Origin of the sequence: Streptomyces sp. NPDC059695 (genome assembly GCF_042733785.1) — a bacterium.
Lineage (GTDB): Bacteria > Actinomycetota > Actinomycetes > Streptomycetales > Streptomycetaceae > Streptomyces.
This window is the reverse complement of the sequence record NZ_JBHWFF010000049.1, coordinates 20,866-38,188: the sequence shown is the minus strand read 5'-3', so window position 1 is coordinate 38,188 and position 17,323 is coordinate 20,866. Positions and strand designations below refer to the sequence as shown.

The 17,323-nt window shown below is 73.8% G+C and carries 17 protein-coding genes; 10 read left to right on the top strand and 7 right to left on the bottom strand.

The annotated features are described in order from the left end of the window. Positions 1–118: 118 nt before the first annotated feature. Entirely contained in the window at positions 119–2,008 is a 1,890-nt protein-coding gene (locus ACFV2S_RS35305; protein ID WP_385569336.1) for a M64 family metallopeptidase, read from the bottom strand. Between the two features lie 73 nt (positions 2,009–2,081). Further along, complete coding sequence (locus tag ACFV2S_RS35300; protein WP_385569331.1) at positions 2,082–3,425, bottom strand: 6-phospho-beta-glucosidase; 1,344 nt, start codon at positions 3,423–3,425, stop codon at positions 2,082–2,084. A gap of 114 nt (positions 3,426–3,539) precedes the next feature. Between ACFV2S_RS35300 and ACFV2S_RS35295 the strand changes: the two genes are divergently transcribed. After that, positions 3,540–4,004, top strand: a complete 465-nt coding sequence (locus ACFV2S_RS35295; protein WP_385569326.1) for a YchJ family protein — start codon at positions 3,540–3,542, stop codon at positions 4,002–4,004. Between the two features lie 38 nt (positions 4,005–4,042). On the opposite strand, the gene ACFV2S_RS35290 is transcribed toward ACFV2S_RS35295, so the two are convergent. The 3 genes from ACFV2S_RS35290 to ACFV2S_RS35280 form a co-directional block, all read right to left on the bottom strand. Next, complete coding sequence (locus ACFV2S_RS35290) at positions 4,043–6,136, bottom strand: MDR family MFS transporter (RefSeq protein WP_385569322.1); 2,094 nt, start codon at positions 6,134–6,136, stop codon at positions 4,043–4,045. An 88-nt stretch (positions 6,137–6,224) separates the two neighbouring features. After that, entirely contained in the window at positions 6,225–6,419 is a 195-nt protein-coding gene (locus ACFV2S_RS35285) for a hypothetical protein (protein ID WP_383788115.1), read from the bottom strand. 387 nt (positions 6,420–6,806) lie between these two features. Next, positions 6,807–7,865, bottom strand: a complete 1,059-nt coding sequence (locus ACFV2S_RS35280; protein ID WP_385569316.1) for an ATP-dependent DNA ligase — start codon at positions 7,863–7,865, stop codon at positions 6,807–6,809. 52 nt (positions 7,866–7,917) lie between these two features. Between ACFV2S_RS35280 and ligD the strand changes: the two genes are divergently transcribed. Beyond that, entirely contained in the window at positions 7,918–9,000 is a 1,083-nt protein-coding gene (gene ligD, locus ACFV2S_RS35275; protein ID WP_385569312.1) for a non-homologous end-joining DNA ligase, read from the top strand. A gap of 103 nt (positions 9,001–9,103) precedes the next feature. On the opposite strand, the gene ACFV2S_RS35270 is transcribed toward ligD, so the two are convergent. Continuing rightward, complete coding sequence (locus ACFV2S_RS35270) at positions 9,104–9,775, bottom strand: TetR/AcrR family transcriptional regulator (RefSeq protein WP_385569308.1); 672 nt, start codon at positions 9,773–9,775, stop codon at positions 9,104–9,106. A 64-nt stretch (positions 9,776–9,839) separates the two neighbouring features. Next, complete coding sequence (locus ACFV2S_RS35265; RefSeq protein WP_383788037.1) at positions 9,840–10,634, bottom strand: IclR family transcriptional regulator; 795 nt, start codon at positions 10,632–10,634, stop codon at positions 9,840–9,842. A 199-nt stretch (positions 10,635–10,833) separates the two neighbouring features. On the opposite strand from ACFV2S_RS35265, the gene ACFV2S_RS35260 reads away from it, so the two are divergent. From ACFV2S_RS35260 to ACFV2S_RS35225, 8 genes are all read left to right on the top strand, one after another. Continuing rightward, positions 10,834–10,935: a putative leader peptide gene (locus tag ACFV2S_RS35260; RefSeq protein WP_383788040.1), complete on the top strand. Its 102-nt coding sequence runs from the start codon at positions 10,834–10,836 to the stop codon at positions 10,933–10,935. Between the two features lie 305 nt (positions 10,936–11,240). Beyond that, positions 11,241–12,266, top strand: coding sequence for an ABC transporter substrate-binding protein (locus tag ACFV2S_RS35255; protein ID WP_385569300.1), 1,026 nt, complete (start codon positions 11,241–11,243; stop codon positions 12,264–12,266). A gap of 110 nt (positions 12,267–12,376) precedes the next feature. Then, positions 12,377–13,387 (top strand): ABC transporter substrate-binding protein, encoded by a 1,011-nt coding sequence (locus tag ACFV2S_RS35250; RefSeq protein ID WP_385569295.1) that lies wholly within the window; start codon positions 12,377–12,379, stop codon positions 13,385–13,387. Further along, positions 13,384–14,229, top strand: a complete 846-nt coding sequence (locus ACFV2S_RS35245) for an ABC transporter permease (protein ID WP_385569291.1) — start codon at positions 13,384–13,386, stop codon at positions 14,227–14,229. The genes ACFV2S_RS35250 and ACFV2S_RS35245 overlap by 4 nt, the downstream gene beginning before the upstream one ends. Further along, a complete protein-coding gene (locus ACFV2S_RS35240) occupies positions 14,226–14,963 on the top strand; it encodes an ABC transporter ATP-binding protein (protein WP_385569287.1) in 738 nt (245 codons plus the stop codon). The genes ACFV2S_RS35245 and ACFV2S_RS35240 overlap by 4 nt, the downstream gene beginning before the upstream one ends. Then, positions 14,960–15,823: an ABC transporter substrate-binding protein gene (locus tag ACFV2S_RS35235; protein WP_385569283.1), complete on the top strand. Its 864-nt coding sequence runs from the start codon at positions 14,960–14,962 to the stop codon at positions 15,821–15,823. The genes ACFV2S_RS35240 and ACFV2S_RS35235 overlap by 4 nt, the downstream gene beginning before the upstream one ends. A gap of 4 nt (positions 15,824–15,827) precedes the next feature. Continuing rightward, positions 15,828–16,910 carry an LLM class flavin-dependent oxidoreductase gene (locus ACFV2S_RS35230; RefSeq protein ID WP_385569279.1) on the top strand — a complete coding sequence of 361 codons (1,083 nt, stop codon included), beginning with the start codon at positions 15,828–15,830 and terminating at the stop codon, positions 16,908–16,910. 69 nt (positions 16,911–16,979) lie between these two features. Next, positions 16,980–17,237, top strand: coding sequence for a WhiB family transcriptional regulator (locus ACFV2S_RS35225; protein ID WP_385569275.1), 258 nt, complete (start codon positions 16,980–16,982; stop codon positions 17,235–17,237). Positions 17,238–17,323 lie beyond the last annotated feature (86 nt).

Genomic DNA, 17,323 nt, shown 5'->3' with positions numbered 1-17,323 from the left:
GGGGCGCGGGGCTCGCCCCGCGGCGGGGGGGGGGGGTGGGGTCTCGCCGCCCCGGCCGCCGGGCCGGGGTGGGGGTGGCGCCCGCGGCCGGCCGCCCCCCCCCCCCCCCCCCGCTTCGTCACGGCTGCACCAGTGTCACCAGGAAGCTCCCGGGCCGCCCGATGTTGCCGGCCGCGTCGATCGTGCGGTACTCGACGGTGTGCGTGCCGTAGTCCGGGGTCGCGTCGTCCCACGGCACCGCCCGGCTCCGCCCCAGCTTCCCGTACACGAGGTCGTCGATCACGGTGCCGCCGGGCGAGAAGCGGAACGGGGCGCCGGCGTCCGTCGGCCAGCCGTAGTACGTGTACCAGCCGTCGCCGTCGACCCGGAACTGGCTGACCACGGCCCCTTCCCGGTCGTCCCGCGCGGTCAGCCGCATCGTGAACGCGCCGTCGTAGACGTACTCCACCGGGCGCCCGGGACGCCGTACCGTGCGCAGCGGCTCGGACAGTTCGTACGAGGCCGTGGCCGGGCGGGCGTCCACCGTCCAGGCCAGCTCCTCGTCCGTGCCCGCGAGACGGGCCGTGAGGGTGTGGGTCCCCGCGGTGATCCGCAGCGAGCGGAGGTCCAGGTCGCGGTCGTCGCGGCCGTGCGCCGCGACCGGGCGGCCGTCCAGGCGCCAGCGCACGGCGGGGGTGCCGTCCGCCGTGTGCGTGGTGTCCGCGTGGACGACGCTCCGGGCCCCGACGGGGGACCCGGTCGGGGTGTGGCCGGTGAAGCCGGGGGTCCCGGGGCCGCGGACGGTCGTCAGCGAGGGGTCCACCGTCCAGCTCACGGTCCGGGTGAGCGCCGCCGAGGCGCGGACGGCCGGATCGCGGACGAAGGGCGTCGGGTCGGTGACCGTCGCCGTCAGGGTGTGCGTGCCGGGGGAGACCCGCAGCCTCCGCAGGTCGACGGTGCGGGCGCCGCGGGTGTCGAGGCTCCGCCCGTCCAGCGTCCAGATCACCGCGAGGGCGCCGCCCGTCGGGTGGAGGGTGTCGACCCACACGGTGCGGTCCGCGCCGACCGGCGCCGTGTTCGGGGTGTGGTCCTGGACCAGGTTCACCCTGGCCGAGATCGCCCGCACCATCACCTCGCGCTCCACCTGGTCGAAGGCGTAGCCGAGGGTCTTCATGAGGGAGTGCCGGCTCGGACGCCACACGCCCGTCGTGCTGTACATGCCGCCCTCGTGGCGGCCGATGACCCCGCCGGACTCGCTCTCCTCGCCGAGCCAGCGCCACCACTTGGCCCGACCCTCCCGCATCTGGCGCTCCGTCAGGAGCGTGTGGTGGGCGGAGGAGGGTTCGGGCCCCTCGTAGGCGGCGCCCGGGACGCCGCGCGCGTAGTAGTCGTACTCGTCCTGGAGGCCGCCGAGCGAATGCCCGATCTCGTGCGGGGTGATGAGCGAGGAGAGCGCGTTGCCGCCGGAGGCGGTGGCGTAACTCCCGCCCGCGCCGCCGTAGGTGGAGCTGTGGGCGAGGGCGACGATCTGGCGGTTGGCGCGGCTCGTGCCGGGGACGAGGTCGGCGAGCGCGGCGGCCTTCCGGCTGTCGACGGTGAGCAGTCGCTGCACGCTGTCCGGGTCGCAGCCGCCCCAGAAGCCCATGTCGAGCGCGGTGTCACGGGCGGGGGCGGCGAGGCCCGGGTCGCAGTCGACGCCGGACTCCGCCGAAGGGGCCTCCACCGCCCACACGTTGACGTACGAGCGGTAGGAGGCGAAGGGCTCGACGCTCCACAGGGTGTTCAGGTGCCGTTCCAGGTCGGCGCGGAACGCCGGCATCTCCGCGGCCGTGTATCCGTCGCCCAGGAAGACCAGGTTGAACCGGCGGTCGGCGGGCCCGGTGGTCTGCACGGGCACGACGGCCGGCCCCTCGCCGGGCGTGGGTGTCCCGGCGGCCGCCGGCGTGGTTCCCACCAGGCCGGCGGCCAGCAGACAGACCGCGGCGAGGCGGGCCACCGCACGTCGAACGCCCTTGTTCTGTGAGGTCATGGGGCGCGAGCCTAGGCCGCACCCCCGGGCTCGTAAAGGTGTTCGTCAGCCGTCCGTTCGTCCCTCGGCCATGTCAGCTTCGCAGCCAGGCCAGCCCCGGGTGCTCCGCCGTGTAGCCCGCCACGAGACGGCGGGCCACCGCCACCGAGTCCACCAGCGGGTGCAGCGCGAAGGCCTTGACGGCCGTCTCCCGCGAGCCGCTCTCCACCGCCGCGAGGACCTCGCGCTCCACCGCCTTCACGGCGGTCACCAGGCCGACGGCGTGGTACGGCAGCGGCGCCACCGACACCGGGTGGGCGCCGTTCGCGTCCACGAGGCACGGGACCTCGATCACCGCGTCCGCGTCGAGCACGGAGAGCGTCGAGCGGTTGCGCACGTTGAGGATCAGGGTGGTCCGCTCGTCCCGCGCGATCGCCCGCATGAGCGCGAGCGCCACCTTCTCGTAGCCGCCCGACTCCAGATCCTCCTCGTCGCGGTCCCCGGTCCCGGCGGCCTCCCGGTTGGCGGCCATGTAGGTGGCCTCCCGGTCGGCGAGCGTCCGGTGCCAGGCGTCGAGCGCCGGGGTGTCCGGCTTGGCCATCTCCCGGTAGAACGCGCCCTGCTGGTCGCGCAGGTACGCCCCGCGCGTCCGCTCGGCCGTCCGGTAGGCGCGCACCGCCTCCCGGTTGAAGTAGTAGTAGTGCAGGTACTCGTTGGGGATCGCGCCGAGCGAGCGCAGCCACTCCGGGCCGAAGAGCCGGCCCTCCTCGAAGGAGCCGAGCGCCTCCTCGTCGGCGAGGAGCCGGGGCAGCTCGTCGCGGCCGCCGACCCGCAGCCCGCGCAGCCAGCCCAGGTGGTTGAGGCCCACGTAGTCGATCCAGGCCTCGTCCGGGTCCGCGCCCAGGACGCGGGCGACCCGGCGGCCCAGTCCCACGGGGGAGTCGCAGATGCCGACGACCCGGTCGCCGAGCACCCGGGACATCGCCTCCGTGACCAGACCGGCCGGGTTCGTGAAGTTGATGACCCAGGCGTCGGGGGCGAGTTCGGCGACCCTCCGGGCGATCCGTACCGCGACGGGCACGGTCCGCAGACCGTACGCGATGCCGCCGGCACCGACCGTCTCCTGGCCGAGCACGCCCTCGTCGAGCGCGATCCGCTCGTCGGCGGCCCGGCCCTCCAGACCGCCGACCCGGATCGCCGAGAACACGAAGTCCGCACCGCGCAGCGCCTCGTCGAGATCCGTCGTGGCCGTCACCACCGGCGCGTCCGGCGCGCCCTCCGCCTGGTCCGCGAGGACCCGTGCGATGGCCGAGAGCCGTCCCTCGTCGAGGTCGAAGAGGGTGACACGGGTGACCCGCCCCTTCGCGTGGTCGCCGAGGAGGGCGCCGTACACCAGCGGCACCCGGAATCCGCCGCCTCCGAGAATCGTCAGTTTCATGCTCGTACGCTACTCGGGCGAGTCCTCCGAGCAGCGGGATTCCGGGCCGCCGTCCACGCGGGCGTCCACATGGCGGGCGCCCGCCCCTCGCGCGGCGTGGGGGACAATGACGCCATGTCCCGACGCAAGACCCGCCCCCGCACCTCCCCGGCCTCCCGTACGGCCCAGGGCGCCCCCGTGCCCGCCGTGACCGCGACCTCCCCCTGCCCCTGCGGTCTCGGCGCCGCGTACGGCGCGTGCTGCGGCCGCTTCCACGCGGGCACCGGCGGTACGGCGCCCACCGCCGAACTCCTCATGCGCTCCCGCTACAGCGCCTTCGTCGTCCGCGACGAGGCCTACCTGCTGCGCACCTGGGCGCCGGAGACCCGGCCGGCCGAGGTCGACTTCGATCCCGGGATGCGCTGGGCGGGCCTGGAGATCGAGGAGACCGGCGAGGGCACCGCCTTCCACCAGCACGGCACGGTGACCTTCACGGCGCGCTACGTCCACGGCGGCGAGGCGGGCTCCCTGCACGAGCGGAGCCGGTTCGCACGGCACGAGGGCGCGTGGGTGTACGTGGACGGCGACATCACCGACTAGCCCGCCCCGGCGGCCTCACGGAGCCGCCGGCGCACCGCTCAGCGCGCCCCCGCGCCCGTCGTCACCCGGCCCCGGGGGAGACCGCTCGCGAGGTCCTCGGCGACGATCCGCTTGGCGATGGCGTCCGTCGCCACCCGCAGCTCCGGACCGCTGGGCCGGCCGCGCTCCCGCGCCACGACGTCGGAGAGCCAGTCGCCCCAGGCGTGGGTGATCACGTCCGCCTCCCGCCTGCCCGCCGCCGTGTGGGAGAGCAGGTTGCCGTCGCGGGTCAGGAACCCCTCGTCGACCATGCGGTCGAAGACCGGCAGCAGCACCTCGGGCGGCACTCGCCGTCCGGCCGAGATCAGCCCCAGGCTCGCGTGCCCGACCGTCCGGGTGAAGAGCTCGACCTGCATCACCGCCCAGGCCCCCGCGGTGTCGAGCCGGGTGTCGGAGGCGGCGACGATCGACCGGGCCGTCTCGTAGTCGGTGCGGCGCAGGATGCGGCCGACGGACAGTTCGAGGAGCTTCTCCGAGTCGCCGGTCGCGGCGGGGGAGCTGAAGCCCTCGCCCATGTCGGGGGCGGCGGCGCGGGCCGAGTCGCGGAGCGTCACCTGCTTGAGGAAGAGGGCGACCACGAAGCCGACGGCGGCGACGGGCACGGTCCACAGGAAGACGGTGTGGAGGGTGTCGGCGTAGGCCTGGACGATCGGCTCCGCCACCCGGTCCGGCAGTCCGTGCAGTCCGGCCGGGCTCTGCGCGGCCTGCGCGATCCCGGCGGGGTCGATGCCGAGGCTCCCGGCGACGGCGGCGGCCTCGCCGACCCCCGCCGTGAGGTTGGGCTTCAGGGAGTTGGCGTAGATCGTGCCGAAGACGGCGGTGCCGAACGAGCTGCCGAGGGTGCGGAAGAAGGTGACGCCGGAGGTGGCGGTGCCGAGGTCGGCGTAGTCGACGGTGTTCTGCACGGCGATGGTCAGGACCTGCATGCACAGGCCGATGCCGGTGCCGAGGACGAACATGTACAGCGATTCCAGCCAGGTGCCGGTGTCCGGCCCCATGAGGGAGAGCAGGAAGAGGCCGACGCCCATCACCAGACAGCCCACGATCGGGAAGGTCCGGTAGTGGCCGGTCTTGCTGACGACGTTGCCGCTGAAGATGGAGGCGATGAGGAGGCCGACGACCATGGGCAGGGTCCGGATGCCGGACATGGTGGCCGACTCGCCGTCCACGTACTGCAGATAGGTCGGCAGGAAGGTCATCGCGCCGAGCATGGCGAAGCCGACGACGAAGCTGAGCACGGAGCAGACGGTGAAGACGGGGTTCCCGAAGAGCCGCATGGGCAGCATGGGTTCGGCCGCGCGGGTCTCCACCCAGCAGAACAGCGCGAGGGCGGCGAGCCCGCCCGCGAAGAGCCCGATGATGACGCCGGATCCCCAGGCGTACTCGTTGCCGCCCCAGCTGGTCGCCAGGATCAGGGCGCTGGAGCCGACGGCGACCAGCGCGATGCCCGCGTAGTCGATGACCGGCCGGCTCGCGGAGCGCACGGAGGGGATCGTGCGCGCGGCGGCGATGACGACCAGGATCGCGATCGGGACGTTGACGTAGAAGGCCCAGCGCCAGGTGAGGTGGTCGGTGAACAGGCCGCCGAGCAGGGGGCCGATGACGGTCGAGACGCCGAACACGGCCCCGATCGCACCCTGGTACTTGCCGCGTTCGCGCAGCGGGATCACATCGGCGATGAGCGCCATCGAGGTGACCATCAGACCGCCGGCGCCGATGCCCTGGAGACCGCGCCAGACGATCAGCAGCGTCATGTTCGTGGCGAGGCCGCAGAGGAACGAGCCGGTGATGAAGACGACCGCGGAGATCTGGAAGATCACCTTGCGGCCGAAGAGATCGCCGAACTTGCCGACGAGGACGGTCGCGACCGTCTCGGCGAGCAGGTACGAGGTGACCACCCACGACATGTGGGCGGCGCCGCCGAGGTCCGAGACGATCGTGGGCAGGGCGGTGCCGACGATCGTCTGGTCGAGGGCGGCGAGGAGGACGCCGAGCATGATCGTGCCGAAGACGATGTTGCGGCGGCGGCTGTCGAGCACGGGTGGCTCGGTGGCGGCCGGGGGCGCGGGCGCTGCGTCGCTGGTCGTGGTCACTCTCGCAGCGTCACACCGGCACCGGCCCCACGCATGAGGGGGTCGGCCGAACGGGTGTCCCCGGAATGGCGGGGGAGGGGCTCTTCCGTCAGGGGGTGACGGCCAGTTGGGGGTGGTGCTTGGCGAGGATCTTGTTGGCCCGCGCGAGGGCGGCGAGGGCGTGCTCGCGGTCGGCCCGGTCCTCCGCGCAGAGCGGCCCCCGGAAGCGGTACACCTCGCGCGCCGCGCAGTCCGCGTCGACCTCGGCCTGGAGGACGTGCAGCGGCAGGCAGGCGCCGATCATCGCGGCCACGCTGTCGGGGATCGGTACGGGAACGAGGCGCGAGGGCGAGGTGATCACGGGTCAGTCCTAGTCGGTCCGGGGAGGGTACGGAAGGGTCTCCTCTCCATACGTACCGGATCGCGGTACGGGTTCAGGTACGGCCGTGTCGCGTCCGGGCAACGGTGGATCACGCCGGGGGAGGACCGGGCGGGCCGGACCGGCCCGCGCCGAGGGCCGACGGCAGGGGCGTTCCCGCAGGTACGGGGCCGGGGGGCGGCGGACGCGTTGCGCACCGTTCTTGCGTATCGCCCGGAAGTCCGGGGCGGGCGCGGGCGGTTCGCGCCGGCCGAGTGTGTGGCATATCACGTTGCGGTCCGGCTCCTTCCCCGTGGCCGGATCCCGTGCCTCCTACGTGAGGATCTCGGCCAGGTCGTACGAGACGGGCTCGTCCAGCTGCCCGTAGCCGCAGGACTCCGGCGTCCGGTCGGGGCGCCACCGCTTGAACTGCGCGGTGTGGCGGAAGCGGTCGCCCTCCATGTGGTCGTAGCCGACCTCGCAGACCCGCTCCGGCCGCAGCGCCACCCATGACAGGTCCTTCTTGCCCGACCAGCGGCTCGGGGCCCCCGGCAGCCTGGCCCCCTCGTGCGCCGCCTCGTCCGCCCAGGCCGCCCAGGGATGCCCGTCCGGGGGGTCCATCCGGAGCGGCTCCAGCTCCTCGACGAGCTCGGCGCGGCGGACGGCGGTGAAGGCCGCGCACACGCCGACGTGCTGGAGGGCGCCCCCGGAGTCGTACAGGCCGAGCAGCAGCGAGCCGACCACGGGACCGTTCTTGTGGAAGCGGTATCCGGCCACGACGACGTCCGCCGTCCGCTCGTGCTTGATCTTGTACATGAGGCGGGCGTCCGGACGGTAGACCAGGTCGAGCGGCTTCGCGATCACCCCGTCGAGTCCGGCGCCCTCGTACTGCTCGAACCAGCGGGCGGCGAGCTCGGGGTCCCGGGTCGCCGGCGCCAGGTGGACCGGGGCGTCGACCCCGTCGAGCATCCGCTCCAGGGCCTTCCGGCGCTCGCTCAGCGGGGTGTCGAGGAGCGAGTCGTCCCCGAGGGCGAGCAGGTCGAAGGCGATGAACCGGGCCGGGGTGGTCGCGGCCAGCATCCGGACCCGGGAGTCGGCGGGATGGATGCGCTCGGACAGCCGGTCGAAGTCGAGCCGTCCGTCGTGCTCGATCACGATCTCCCCGTCGACGACGCAGCGCTCCGGCAGCCGGGCGGCGAGTGCCTCGACCAGCTCGGGGAAGTAGCGGGTGAGGGGCTTGCCCGTGCGGCTGCCGATGACGAGCTCCGGCCCGTCCCGGTGCACGATCGCGCGGAATCCGTCCCACTTCGCCTCGTACTGCATGCCGGGCGGGATCCGTTTCACGGCCTTGGCGAGCATCGGTTTCACGGGCGGCATCACCGGAAGATCCATGGGGTGATTGTCCGGTATGCGGGAGTTGTCGGCGAGCCCTAGGCTGACCGGCATGGCAGGCAAGGCGGCAGCGGTGGAACTGGAAGTCGGCGACCGGACCGTACGGGTCTCCAACCCCGACAAGGTCTACTTCCCCGAACCGGGCTACACCAAGATGGACCTGGTCCAGTACTACCTGGCCGTGGGCGACGGGGTGACCCGTGCCCTGCGGAACCGCCCCACCACCCTGGAGCGCTACCCCGACGGGGTGACCGGCGAGTCCTTCTTCCAGAAGCGCGCCCCGAAGTACCTCCCCGACTGGATCCCGACGGCGCACATCACCTTCCCCAGCGGCCGGTCGGCCGACGAGATGTGCCCCACCGAACCGGCGGCCGTGCTCTGGGCGGCCAACCTCGGCGCCGTCACCTTCCACCCCTGGCCGGTGCGCCGGGAGGACACCGACCACCCCGACGAGCTCCGCATCGACCTCGACCCGCAGCCCGGCACGGACTACTCCGACGCCGTGCGCGCCGCCCACGAGCTGCGCGCGGTCCTCGACGAGCACGGGCTGCGCGGCTGGCCGAAGACCTCGGGCGGCCGGGGCCTCCACGTGTTCGTGCCGATCGCCCCCGAGTGGACGTTCACCCAGGTCAGACGGGCGGCCATCGCCTGCGGCCGGGAGCTGGAGCGGCGGATGCCGGACCGGGTCACGATCAAGTGGTGGAAGGAGGAGCGCGGCGAGCGGATCTTCGTCGACTACAACCAGACGGCCCGGGACCGCACGATCGCCTCCGCCTACTCCGTACGCCCCCGTCCGCACGCCCCCGTCTCGGCGCCGCTGCGCTGGGAGGAGATCGACGACGCCGTGCCGCGGGACTTCGACATCAGGACGATGCCGGCCCGGTACGCGCAGGCCGGTGACGTCCACGCGGACATGGACGACGAGCGGTTCAGCCTGGAGTCGCTGCTCGAACTGGCCCGGCGGGACGAGGCGGAGCACGGTCTGGGCGACCTTCCGTACCCGCCCGAGTACCCGAAGATGCCGGGCGAGCCGAAGCGGGTGCAGCCGAGCCGGGCGAAGAAGGAGCCCAAGGAACCCAAGGAGTCGAAGGAGCCCAAGGAGTCCAAGGAGCCCAAGAGGCGCGAGAAGGGCTGAGGGCCGGGAAGCTTCCGGGTGGGCGTCGCCGGCCCTCGGCGTTCACTCTAGAACAACACGAACGATCGTGCCAGAAGTGTGCCCCGTCCAGTCCCCGCCGCCGTCAGGCGGGACCGGCCAGCGCCTCGCGACCCCGCTCCGTGGCCGAGGCGAGCAGGCGGGCCGTGATGCCCCGCTCGGCGCGGGCGTACACGCCGGAATCGTCCAACAGCACGGACTGCGCGTTGGCCGCCTCCATGAGGGCGATCACCTCGAACGCCAGCTGCTCCACGTCGGCGTCCCCGGCGAGCTCCCCGGCGCCGCGTGCCTCCCTCAGCGTTCTCTCCATGTACGCGGTCCAGTCGCGGTGGGTCCCGGCGACGGCGTCGTGGACCGGTCCGGTGCGGGCGTCGAACTCGGCCGAGACCGCGTAGAAGAAGCAGCCGCCCGCGAAGACCCGCTCCGAGGAGTACGTGAGCCAGCTGCGGCACAGCTCGCGCACTCGCCGCACCCCTGGCGGCAGGTCGTTCAGCGGGGCGACGACCCGTTCGGCGAAGACGGCGACGGCGGCCCTGACGGTCGCGAGCTGGAGCTCCTCCTTGGAGCCGAAGAGGGCGAAGACGCCGCTCTTGCTCAGCTTCAGCTCGGTCGCGATCCGCCCCAGGGACAGGCCTTCGAGTCCCTCGACCGAGGCGATGTCCATCGTTCGGCCGAGGACGAGACGCCGGGTCTGGTTGCCCCGCTCGACGCGTCCGTCGGTCCTGGTCCCGCTGCCGCTTCCGGTGTTGCCGTTCATATGCCCCATCGTACTGAACGCACGACCGTGCGGATATGTCGGCGTAGCCCCGGACCTGCCCGGACTACCCCGCCCGCTCGCCCGGGTCCCGCCGCTCCGCCGGCGCGAGCAGCAGCACCTCCAGGGCCCGCGCACAGGCCCGCGCCTGCGCCAGGTACCAGTCGAGCCGCGCCTCGGTGATCAGTTCGGGCGTCGCGCGGACCGCGAGCGCGAACCGCGCGTGCCCCGTGCGCTCCAGGACCGGCACGGCCACCGTCCGCACCCCGAGGGCCGACTCGCCGTCGTTCAGGGCGTACCCCGCCTCCCGTACGCGCGTCAACTCGGCTGCCAGAGCGGGTGGTTCGACGATGGTCCGTTCCGTGAACGCGTACAGCGGCGGCAGTGAGCGCGGCCCGCCCTCGCCCGCCCGGGGCCACGCCAGCAGCACCTTCCCGAGCGCCGTCGAGTGCAGCGGCCGACGCAGCCCCACCTTCGGGGTCACCGAACCGCCCGCCACGATCACCGCGTGCGGGCCGCTGCGCAGCGCCAGGTCCACGGTGGCCCCGGTCCGTTCCGCCAGATCGGACAGCTCGGGCGCGGCCAGGTGCAGTCCGCGCTGGTGGTACGAGAGGCGGCCCAGCTCGGTCATCGCCGGACCCAGCCGGTACCGCGCGGTCCTGGCGTCCTGCTCCAGGAAGCCCGCGCCGAGCAGGGTGCGGGCCAGCCGGTGCGCCGTCGAGGTGGAGAGGCCGAGCCGGCGCGCGAGGTCGGAGGCGCTCAGGTCGGGCCCGTTGTCGTGGAAACAGTGCAGCACGTCCAGTGCGCGGCGGACCGCCTGGGCGCCCGCCGGCGGTCGGGCGATGCCGGCCTCGGTCGTCATAGGGTTCGCTCCCCGTGGGTGATCGGGCTCCCACGCTCCCACATGGCGGGAGCCGAATCGGGCCCGGTGCGAGGTCGGAAACACTCCGTTCATACGCAATCCCACATCGTGGGAGCCGAGTTGTGGGCGGCGGAGCAACCGTGGCAGGGTTCCGGCCAGCACACCACAGCGGCACCGAGCCGGAAGGAGCAGGCCCGCGATGAACGCACGACACGTGCCGGGCGCCCTCCGCGCCCCGCTCGCCCTCACCCGGCGCCGCCACATCGACCTGGTGCGCGTCGCCGGCACCGGCTGTCGCTGACACCCGGCCCTCACCCGCCCCACCGGCTCCGCTGCACGCCCGGCTCGCGCCGACGCGCCCGGCGGTGACATCCGGCCACACGGTCGGCCTCCTCGGAACCTGCCGACCTCTCCGGTACCTGCGGGCACCTTGAGCGCCTTCGACGGCTCGGGCGGCTTCGGTGCTTCCAGCACCTCCGTGCCGCCCGTGCCGAGCCCGCCGCACGCCGGTCCTCCGCCGGCCCCGCGGGGCGACGCCCCGGCCCACCGGCCCGGTCTCCCCGTCCCACGACACCTTCCCGACCCTTCACACCCCGGGATGCCCCCATGACGTACGCCCGCGTTCCCGACACGCTCTGGTTCACCCGCTGCCCCGTCCCCACCGCCACCGGTGTCGCCGCCGACCGCGGCTGGCTCGCGGGGGAGTTCGCCCCGGACGGCATCGCCGTCCGCTCGCTCCAGGACGCCGAACCCGGCGCCGACCCCGCCACCCACTACACCCACGCCCTGCCCGGACTCTTCCGCGAGGGCGGCAACGTGCCCGCGCTGTGGGCCCGTTCACGCGGCGAGCGCACCCGGCTCGTCGGACTCACCTGGATCGAGGAGCGCCAGGTGGTGCTCGTCGCCCCCGGCTCCCCGGTGCGCGGCGCCGCCGCCCTGCGCGGACTGCGGCTCGCCGTGCCGCGCCACTCCGTGCCCATCGACTTCTGGCGGGCGATGGCCCTGCGCGGCTTCGAGGGCGCCCTCGCCTCGGCGGGGTACGGACTCGACGACGCGGTCCTCGTCGACGTACCGGCCGACGGCCACCGGGGCCAGTGGGCCGCCGGGCTCGACGCCCTGCGGCGCGGCGAGGTCGACGCCGTCTACGTGAAGGGCGCCCTCGCCGTCGAGGCGGCCCGCCGCGCCGGCGCCGAGGTGGCCGTCGAGCTCGACGACCTCCCGGACCCCGTCCACCGCGTCAACAACGGGACCCCGCGCCCCCTCACCGTCCACCAGGACCTCCTGGACGCGCACCCCGAACTCGTGGCGCGCTTCCTCGCCGTGCTGCTCCGGGCCGCCGACTGGGCCGCCGACGAGCCCGCCGAGGTCGCCCGGATCCTCGGTGCCGAGACCGGAGCGGGCGCCGAGGGAGTCGCGGGCGCCTACCGGCCCGGCACCCACCGCACCCTCCACCCGGACCTGTCCGGCACCCGGCTCGACCTGCTCGCCCGGCAGGAGGAGGCCCTGCGCGCGCACGGCTTCCTGCCCGAGGCCGTGGACGTGCGGGCCTGGGCCGACCCGGAGCCCCTGCGCCGCGCCCGCCTGATCGCGTCCGCCACCGCGCCGGAACCGTCCGCCCACCCCGTCCCGTAACCGCAGAGCCACCCGTCCCGTAACCGCCGAGCCAACCCCGCCCGTCACCGCAGAACCCCCGCCCCACCCCGCCCCGCCCCGCCCTCTCCCGCCCCCGGAGGAAGACCGCCATGCGCCCACTCACCCCGCTCGCCGCTCTGGCGGCCCTCGCCGCCCTCTCCACCGTCACCGCCTGCGGCGGTGCGGACACCGACGGCGACCCGAAGGGGACGACGAACGGGAAGGGCACGGTCACCGTTCGCATCCCCGACCCCGGCAACGCCGGCGTCCTCGCCCGCGGCAAGAAGGACGGCAGCCTCGACAAGGCCCTCGCCGCGGTCGGCGCCAAGGTGGCCTGGACCGGCAGCGCCGGCCCCTTCGCGCCGGCGGCCCAGGCGATGAACGCCGACCAGCTCGACATCGCGACCGGCTCCATCACCTCCGGCATCACCTCCCTCTCGCAGAGCCCCGGCTTCGCCTTCTTCACCGCCACCGACCCCGACCCGGTCGGCGAGGGCATCCTCGTCCGCGAGGGCTCGGACATCGCCTCCGTCCGGGACCTCGTCGGCCGCAAGGTCGCCGTGAACAAGGGCGGCACCGGCGAGTACCTGCTCCTCAAGGCCCTCGCCCAGGCCGGGATCCCCGCCGACAAGGTCGAGCGCGTCTACCTCCGCCCCGACCAGACCGCCGCCGTCTTCAACGCGGGACAGGTCGACGCCTGGGCGGTCTGGTCCACGTACGCCGTCGCCGAGATCGGCACCGGCAAGGCCCGCTTCGTCGCCGACGGAGCCGCCATCCGATCCGACAACTACAGCCTCAACGCCGTCCGTTCGGGCTTCGCGAAGGAGCACCCCGAGATCGTCAAGGCGCTCTACGCCTACCTCCACGAGAACAGCGCCAAGGAGAAGAAGGACCCGGCCGCCTACCTCAACGTCTTCACCGACGCCGGTCCCACCGCCGTCACCGGCAAGGCCAGGGACGTCCAGATCGCCTTCACCGGCAAGGGCGGCACCGTCGACCCCATCGGCCCCGAGGACATCGCGCGCTTCGAGACCGTCGCCCGCTTCTACGCCGACCAGAAGGTCACCCCGGACAGGGTCGACATCGCCGCCCACCTCCTCGACGTCGAGAAGCTGTCATGACGGCCCCCACGCAGGAGCACGAGAGCACGGAAGGGCTCGTCGCGCCCCGTCCGCCGCTCCGCCGGGCCCGCTCCCGCACCCACGCCGTCACCGTCCGCGCCCTCGGCCCGGTCGCCCTCCTCGCCCTGTGGTGGGCCTCCTCCGCCACCGGCCTGCTCACCCCCGACGTCCTCGCCTCACCCGCGCAGGTCCTCGACGCGGTGGGGGAACTGTGGGGCAACGGGCAGCTGCCCGACGCCCTCGCCACCTCCCTCACCCGCTCCGGGCTCGGCCTCGTCATCGGCCTCGCCGCCGGACTCGTCCTGGGGATCACCACCGGCTTCACCCGGCTCGGCGACGAACTCCTCGACTCCTCCCTCCAGACCCTCCGCACCATCCCCTTCCTCTCCCTCGTCCCCCTCTTCATGGTCTGGTTCGGCATCAACGAGACCGCGAAGATCCTGCTCATCGCGGTCGCCACCACCTTCCCGATGTACGTCTCCACCACCGGCGGCGTCCGCACCACGGACCGCAAGCTCGTCGAGGCCATGCGGAGCTTCGGTCTGGGCCGGCTCGCGATCGTCCGCCAGGTCGTCCTGCCCGGCGCCCTGCCCTCGCTCCTCGCCGGCCTGCGGCTCTCCATGACGCTGAGCGTCATCGCGCTGATCGCCGCCGAGGAGATCAACGCCACCGCGGGCATCGGCTATCTGATGTCCCAGGCCCAGAGCTACGCCCGCACCGACATCCTCGCCGTCTGCATCCTCGTCTACGGGCTGCTCGGCCTCACCGCCGACGTCCTCGTCCGAGGCCTGGAGCGGATCCTCATGCCCTGGCGCACCGCCGGACCGGGAGGGACGACATGACCGCCGTACGGGTACGGGGACTGCGCCGGGTCTTCGGAGACCGCGCCGTCCTCGACGGACTCGACCTCACCATCGGGCGCGGCGAGTTCGTCGCCCTCCTCGGGGCCAGCGGCAGCGGCAAGACGACCCTGCTGCGGATCCTCGGCGCCCTCGACGGAGCCGACGGGGGAGAGGCCCTCGTCCCCGCCGTCCGCACCATCGTCTTCCAGGAGCCCCGGCTCATCCCCTCCAAGAAGGTCCTCGCCAACGTCACCGTCGGGCTGCCGCGCGGCGCCCAGACCCGGGCGACCGGTCTGCGGGCGCTCGCCGAGGTCGGCCTGGAGCGGCACGCCGACGTCTGGCCGGCCACCCTCTCCGGCGGCGAGGCCCAGCGCGTCGCCCTCGCCAGAGCCCTCGTGCGCGAGCCCGAACTCCTGCTCCTCGACGAGCCGTTCGCCGCGCTCGACGCGCTGACCCGGCTCCGCATGCAGGACCTGGTCGGCGAACTGCGCCGGATCCACCGGCCGGCCGTCCTGCTCGTCACCCACGACGTCGACGAGGCCGTGCGCCTCGCCGACCGGGTCGCCGTGCTGCGCGACGGCCGGCTCGTCACCGACGAGCCCGTGACCGTCCCCCGCCCCCGCGACCCCGGCGACCCGGCCTTCGTGGCCCTGCGCCGCCGCCTGCTCGCCGACCTCGGCGTCCACGCGCCCGAGGTATCCCGTACCCCCTCTCTCGAAGGAGCCCCGGCATGACCGTCGTCATCGGTGTCCACCGCAGCAACCCCTCCCTCTACCACCTCTCCCGCCTCGGCTACGCGGAGGAGGAGCTCGCCGCCCTCGGCGAGACCGTGACCTGGCACCCGTACACCGACGGGGTCCGCACCGGCGCCCATCTCGCCGACGGGACGATCGACTTCGGCGGCACCGGTTCCACCCCGCCCGTCACGGCGCAGGCCGCGGGACACGACATCGTCTACACGGCAGTCTCCGCGCCCCGCCCCGACCACGGCGCCCTCCTCGTCCCCGAGGACAGCCCCGTCCGCACCGTCGCCGACCTGAAGGGCGGCACCGTCCACCTCGCCGTCGGCTCCTGGCAGACGCACCTCGTCGCCAAGGCCCTGGACGACGCCGGGCTCTCGTACGCCACCGACATCACCCCCGTACGCGGAGACTCCGGCAGCGAGGCGCGGCTCCGCGCCGGCGAGATCACCGCCTGGGTCGCGCAGGGCGCGGAACTCGCCTCGGCCCGCCGCACCGGCGGGCTGCGCACCCTGGTCCGCACCGGCGACGTCATCAGCGACCGCTCCGTGTTCTTCACCCGCCGTGACCTGGCCGAGCAGCGGCCCGAACTCGTCGAGGCGCTCACCCGCGCGCTGCGGCGCGCCGACGACTGGGCCGCCGCGCACCCGCGCGAGGCCGCCGAGATCGCCGCCGCCGACCAGGGCGGCACCGTCGAGGACTGGGAGACCGCCCTGAAGGCCCTGCCCTGGACCATCGAGGAGGTCACGGAGGAGTTCATCGCCGAGCAGCAGCGCGCGGCGGACATCTTCCACCGCACCGGTTTCGTCGACCGCGCGGTCACCGTCGCCGACGCGCTGCCCCGGAAGGCCTGAACCGATGACGCACCCGGCCCCCGAAGTCCTCTGGTACGTGATCCCGCGCGAAGGCGCCTACCCGTGGGAGCCCGAAGGCCGCCGCCCGGTCGACCTCGGCTATCTGACCCAGCTCGCCGGGACCGTCGAACGGCTCGGCTACACCGGCGCGCTGCTCGCCACCGACCTCTACGACGTGTGGCCGCTCGGCTCCGCGCTCGCGGCCTCCACCAGCACCCGCTTCAAGCCGCTGCTCGCCGTCCACCCCGGCCTGATCTCACCCACCCTCCTCGCGAAGATGGCGCTGAGCTTCGACAACCTCTTCGGCGGCCGGCTCCGCTTCAACGTCGTCAACGGGTCGACGAACTCCCTTCGGGAGTACGGCCTGCACGTGGAGCACGACGAGCGGTACGCGCTGAGCGCCGAGTACTGGTCGATCGTGAAGCGCCTCACGGCCGGTGAGGTCTTCGACCACCAGGGGCGGTTCTACGACCTCAAGAACGCCGGTGCCTCCTTCCGCGACCTGCGCCCGGTCCAGGCACCGCACGTCCCGCTCTGGTTCGGCGGTTCCTCGGCGCCCGGCATCGAGATGGCCGCCGAGCACGTCGACGTCTACCTGACCTGGGGCGAACCCCCGCACCTGCTGAAGGAGAAGCTCGACCACGTCCGGGCCCGGGCCGCCGCCCACGGCCGCACCCTCCGCATCGGGCTCCGGCTCCACCTGATCGTGCGGGACACCGAGGACGAGGCCTGGGCCGCGGCGGACCGGCTCCTGGACGTCACCAGCGAGGCGACCTACGCCCGGCAGCTCGGCGACCGCGCGGGGGAGGACGGCGTCGGCTGGCAGCGCCAGTTCCGCCAGCACGGCGGAAGGGTGCCGGCCCGGGCACGCGAACTGGAGACCCACCCGAACCTCTGGCCCGGCATGAGCCTGTTCCGCCCCGGCCCCGGCACGGCCGTCGTGGGATCCGCGGCTCAGGTCGTGGAGCGCCTCAAGGAGTACCAGGAGCTGGGCGTGGACACGTTCATCCTGTCCGGAAACCCCCTCCTTGAGGAGGCCTACCGCGTGGCCGAGACGGTCCTCCCGGCGCTGGGCGTCACGCGCTGAAACCCGTCGGCGCGCCGCATTGATCGAACGTTGATGGCCCGTTTACGACCCCGCGGCAGTGTGTACGGCATGCAGACCTACACGAGCGTACTGACCGCCCCGGAGCCCGACATGACCTGGCGCGAGAACGCCCTGTGCGCCCAGGCCGGGCCGGAGTTCTTCTTCCCGGCGCCCGGTTCGTCGACGCGCGAGGCGAAGCAGCTGTGCGGGGCGTGCGAGGGGCGCGTGGCGTGCCTGGAGTACGCGCTGGCGCATGACGAGCGGTTCGGGGTGTGGGGCGGGCTCTCCGAGAAGGAGCGGGGGCGGCTCAAGCGGCAGAGCCGCTGAGCCCCCCGGGCGCGCCCCCGGCGGCGGGGGGGGCAGCCCGGCGCGCGCGCGGCCCGCCCCGCCCGGGCGGCCCCCGCGCTGAAGAC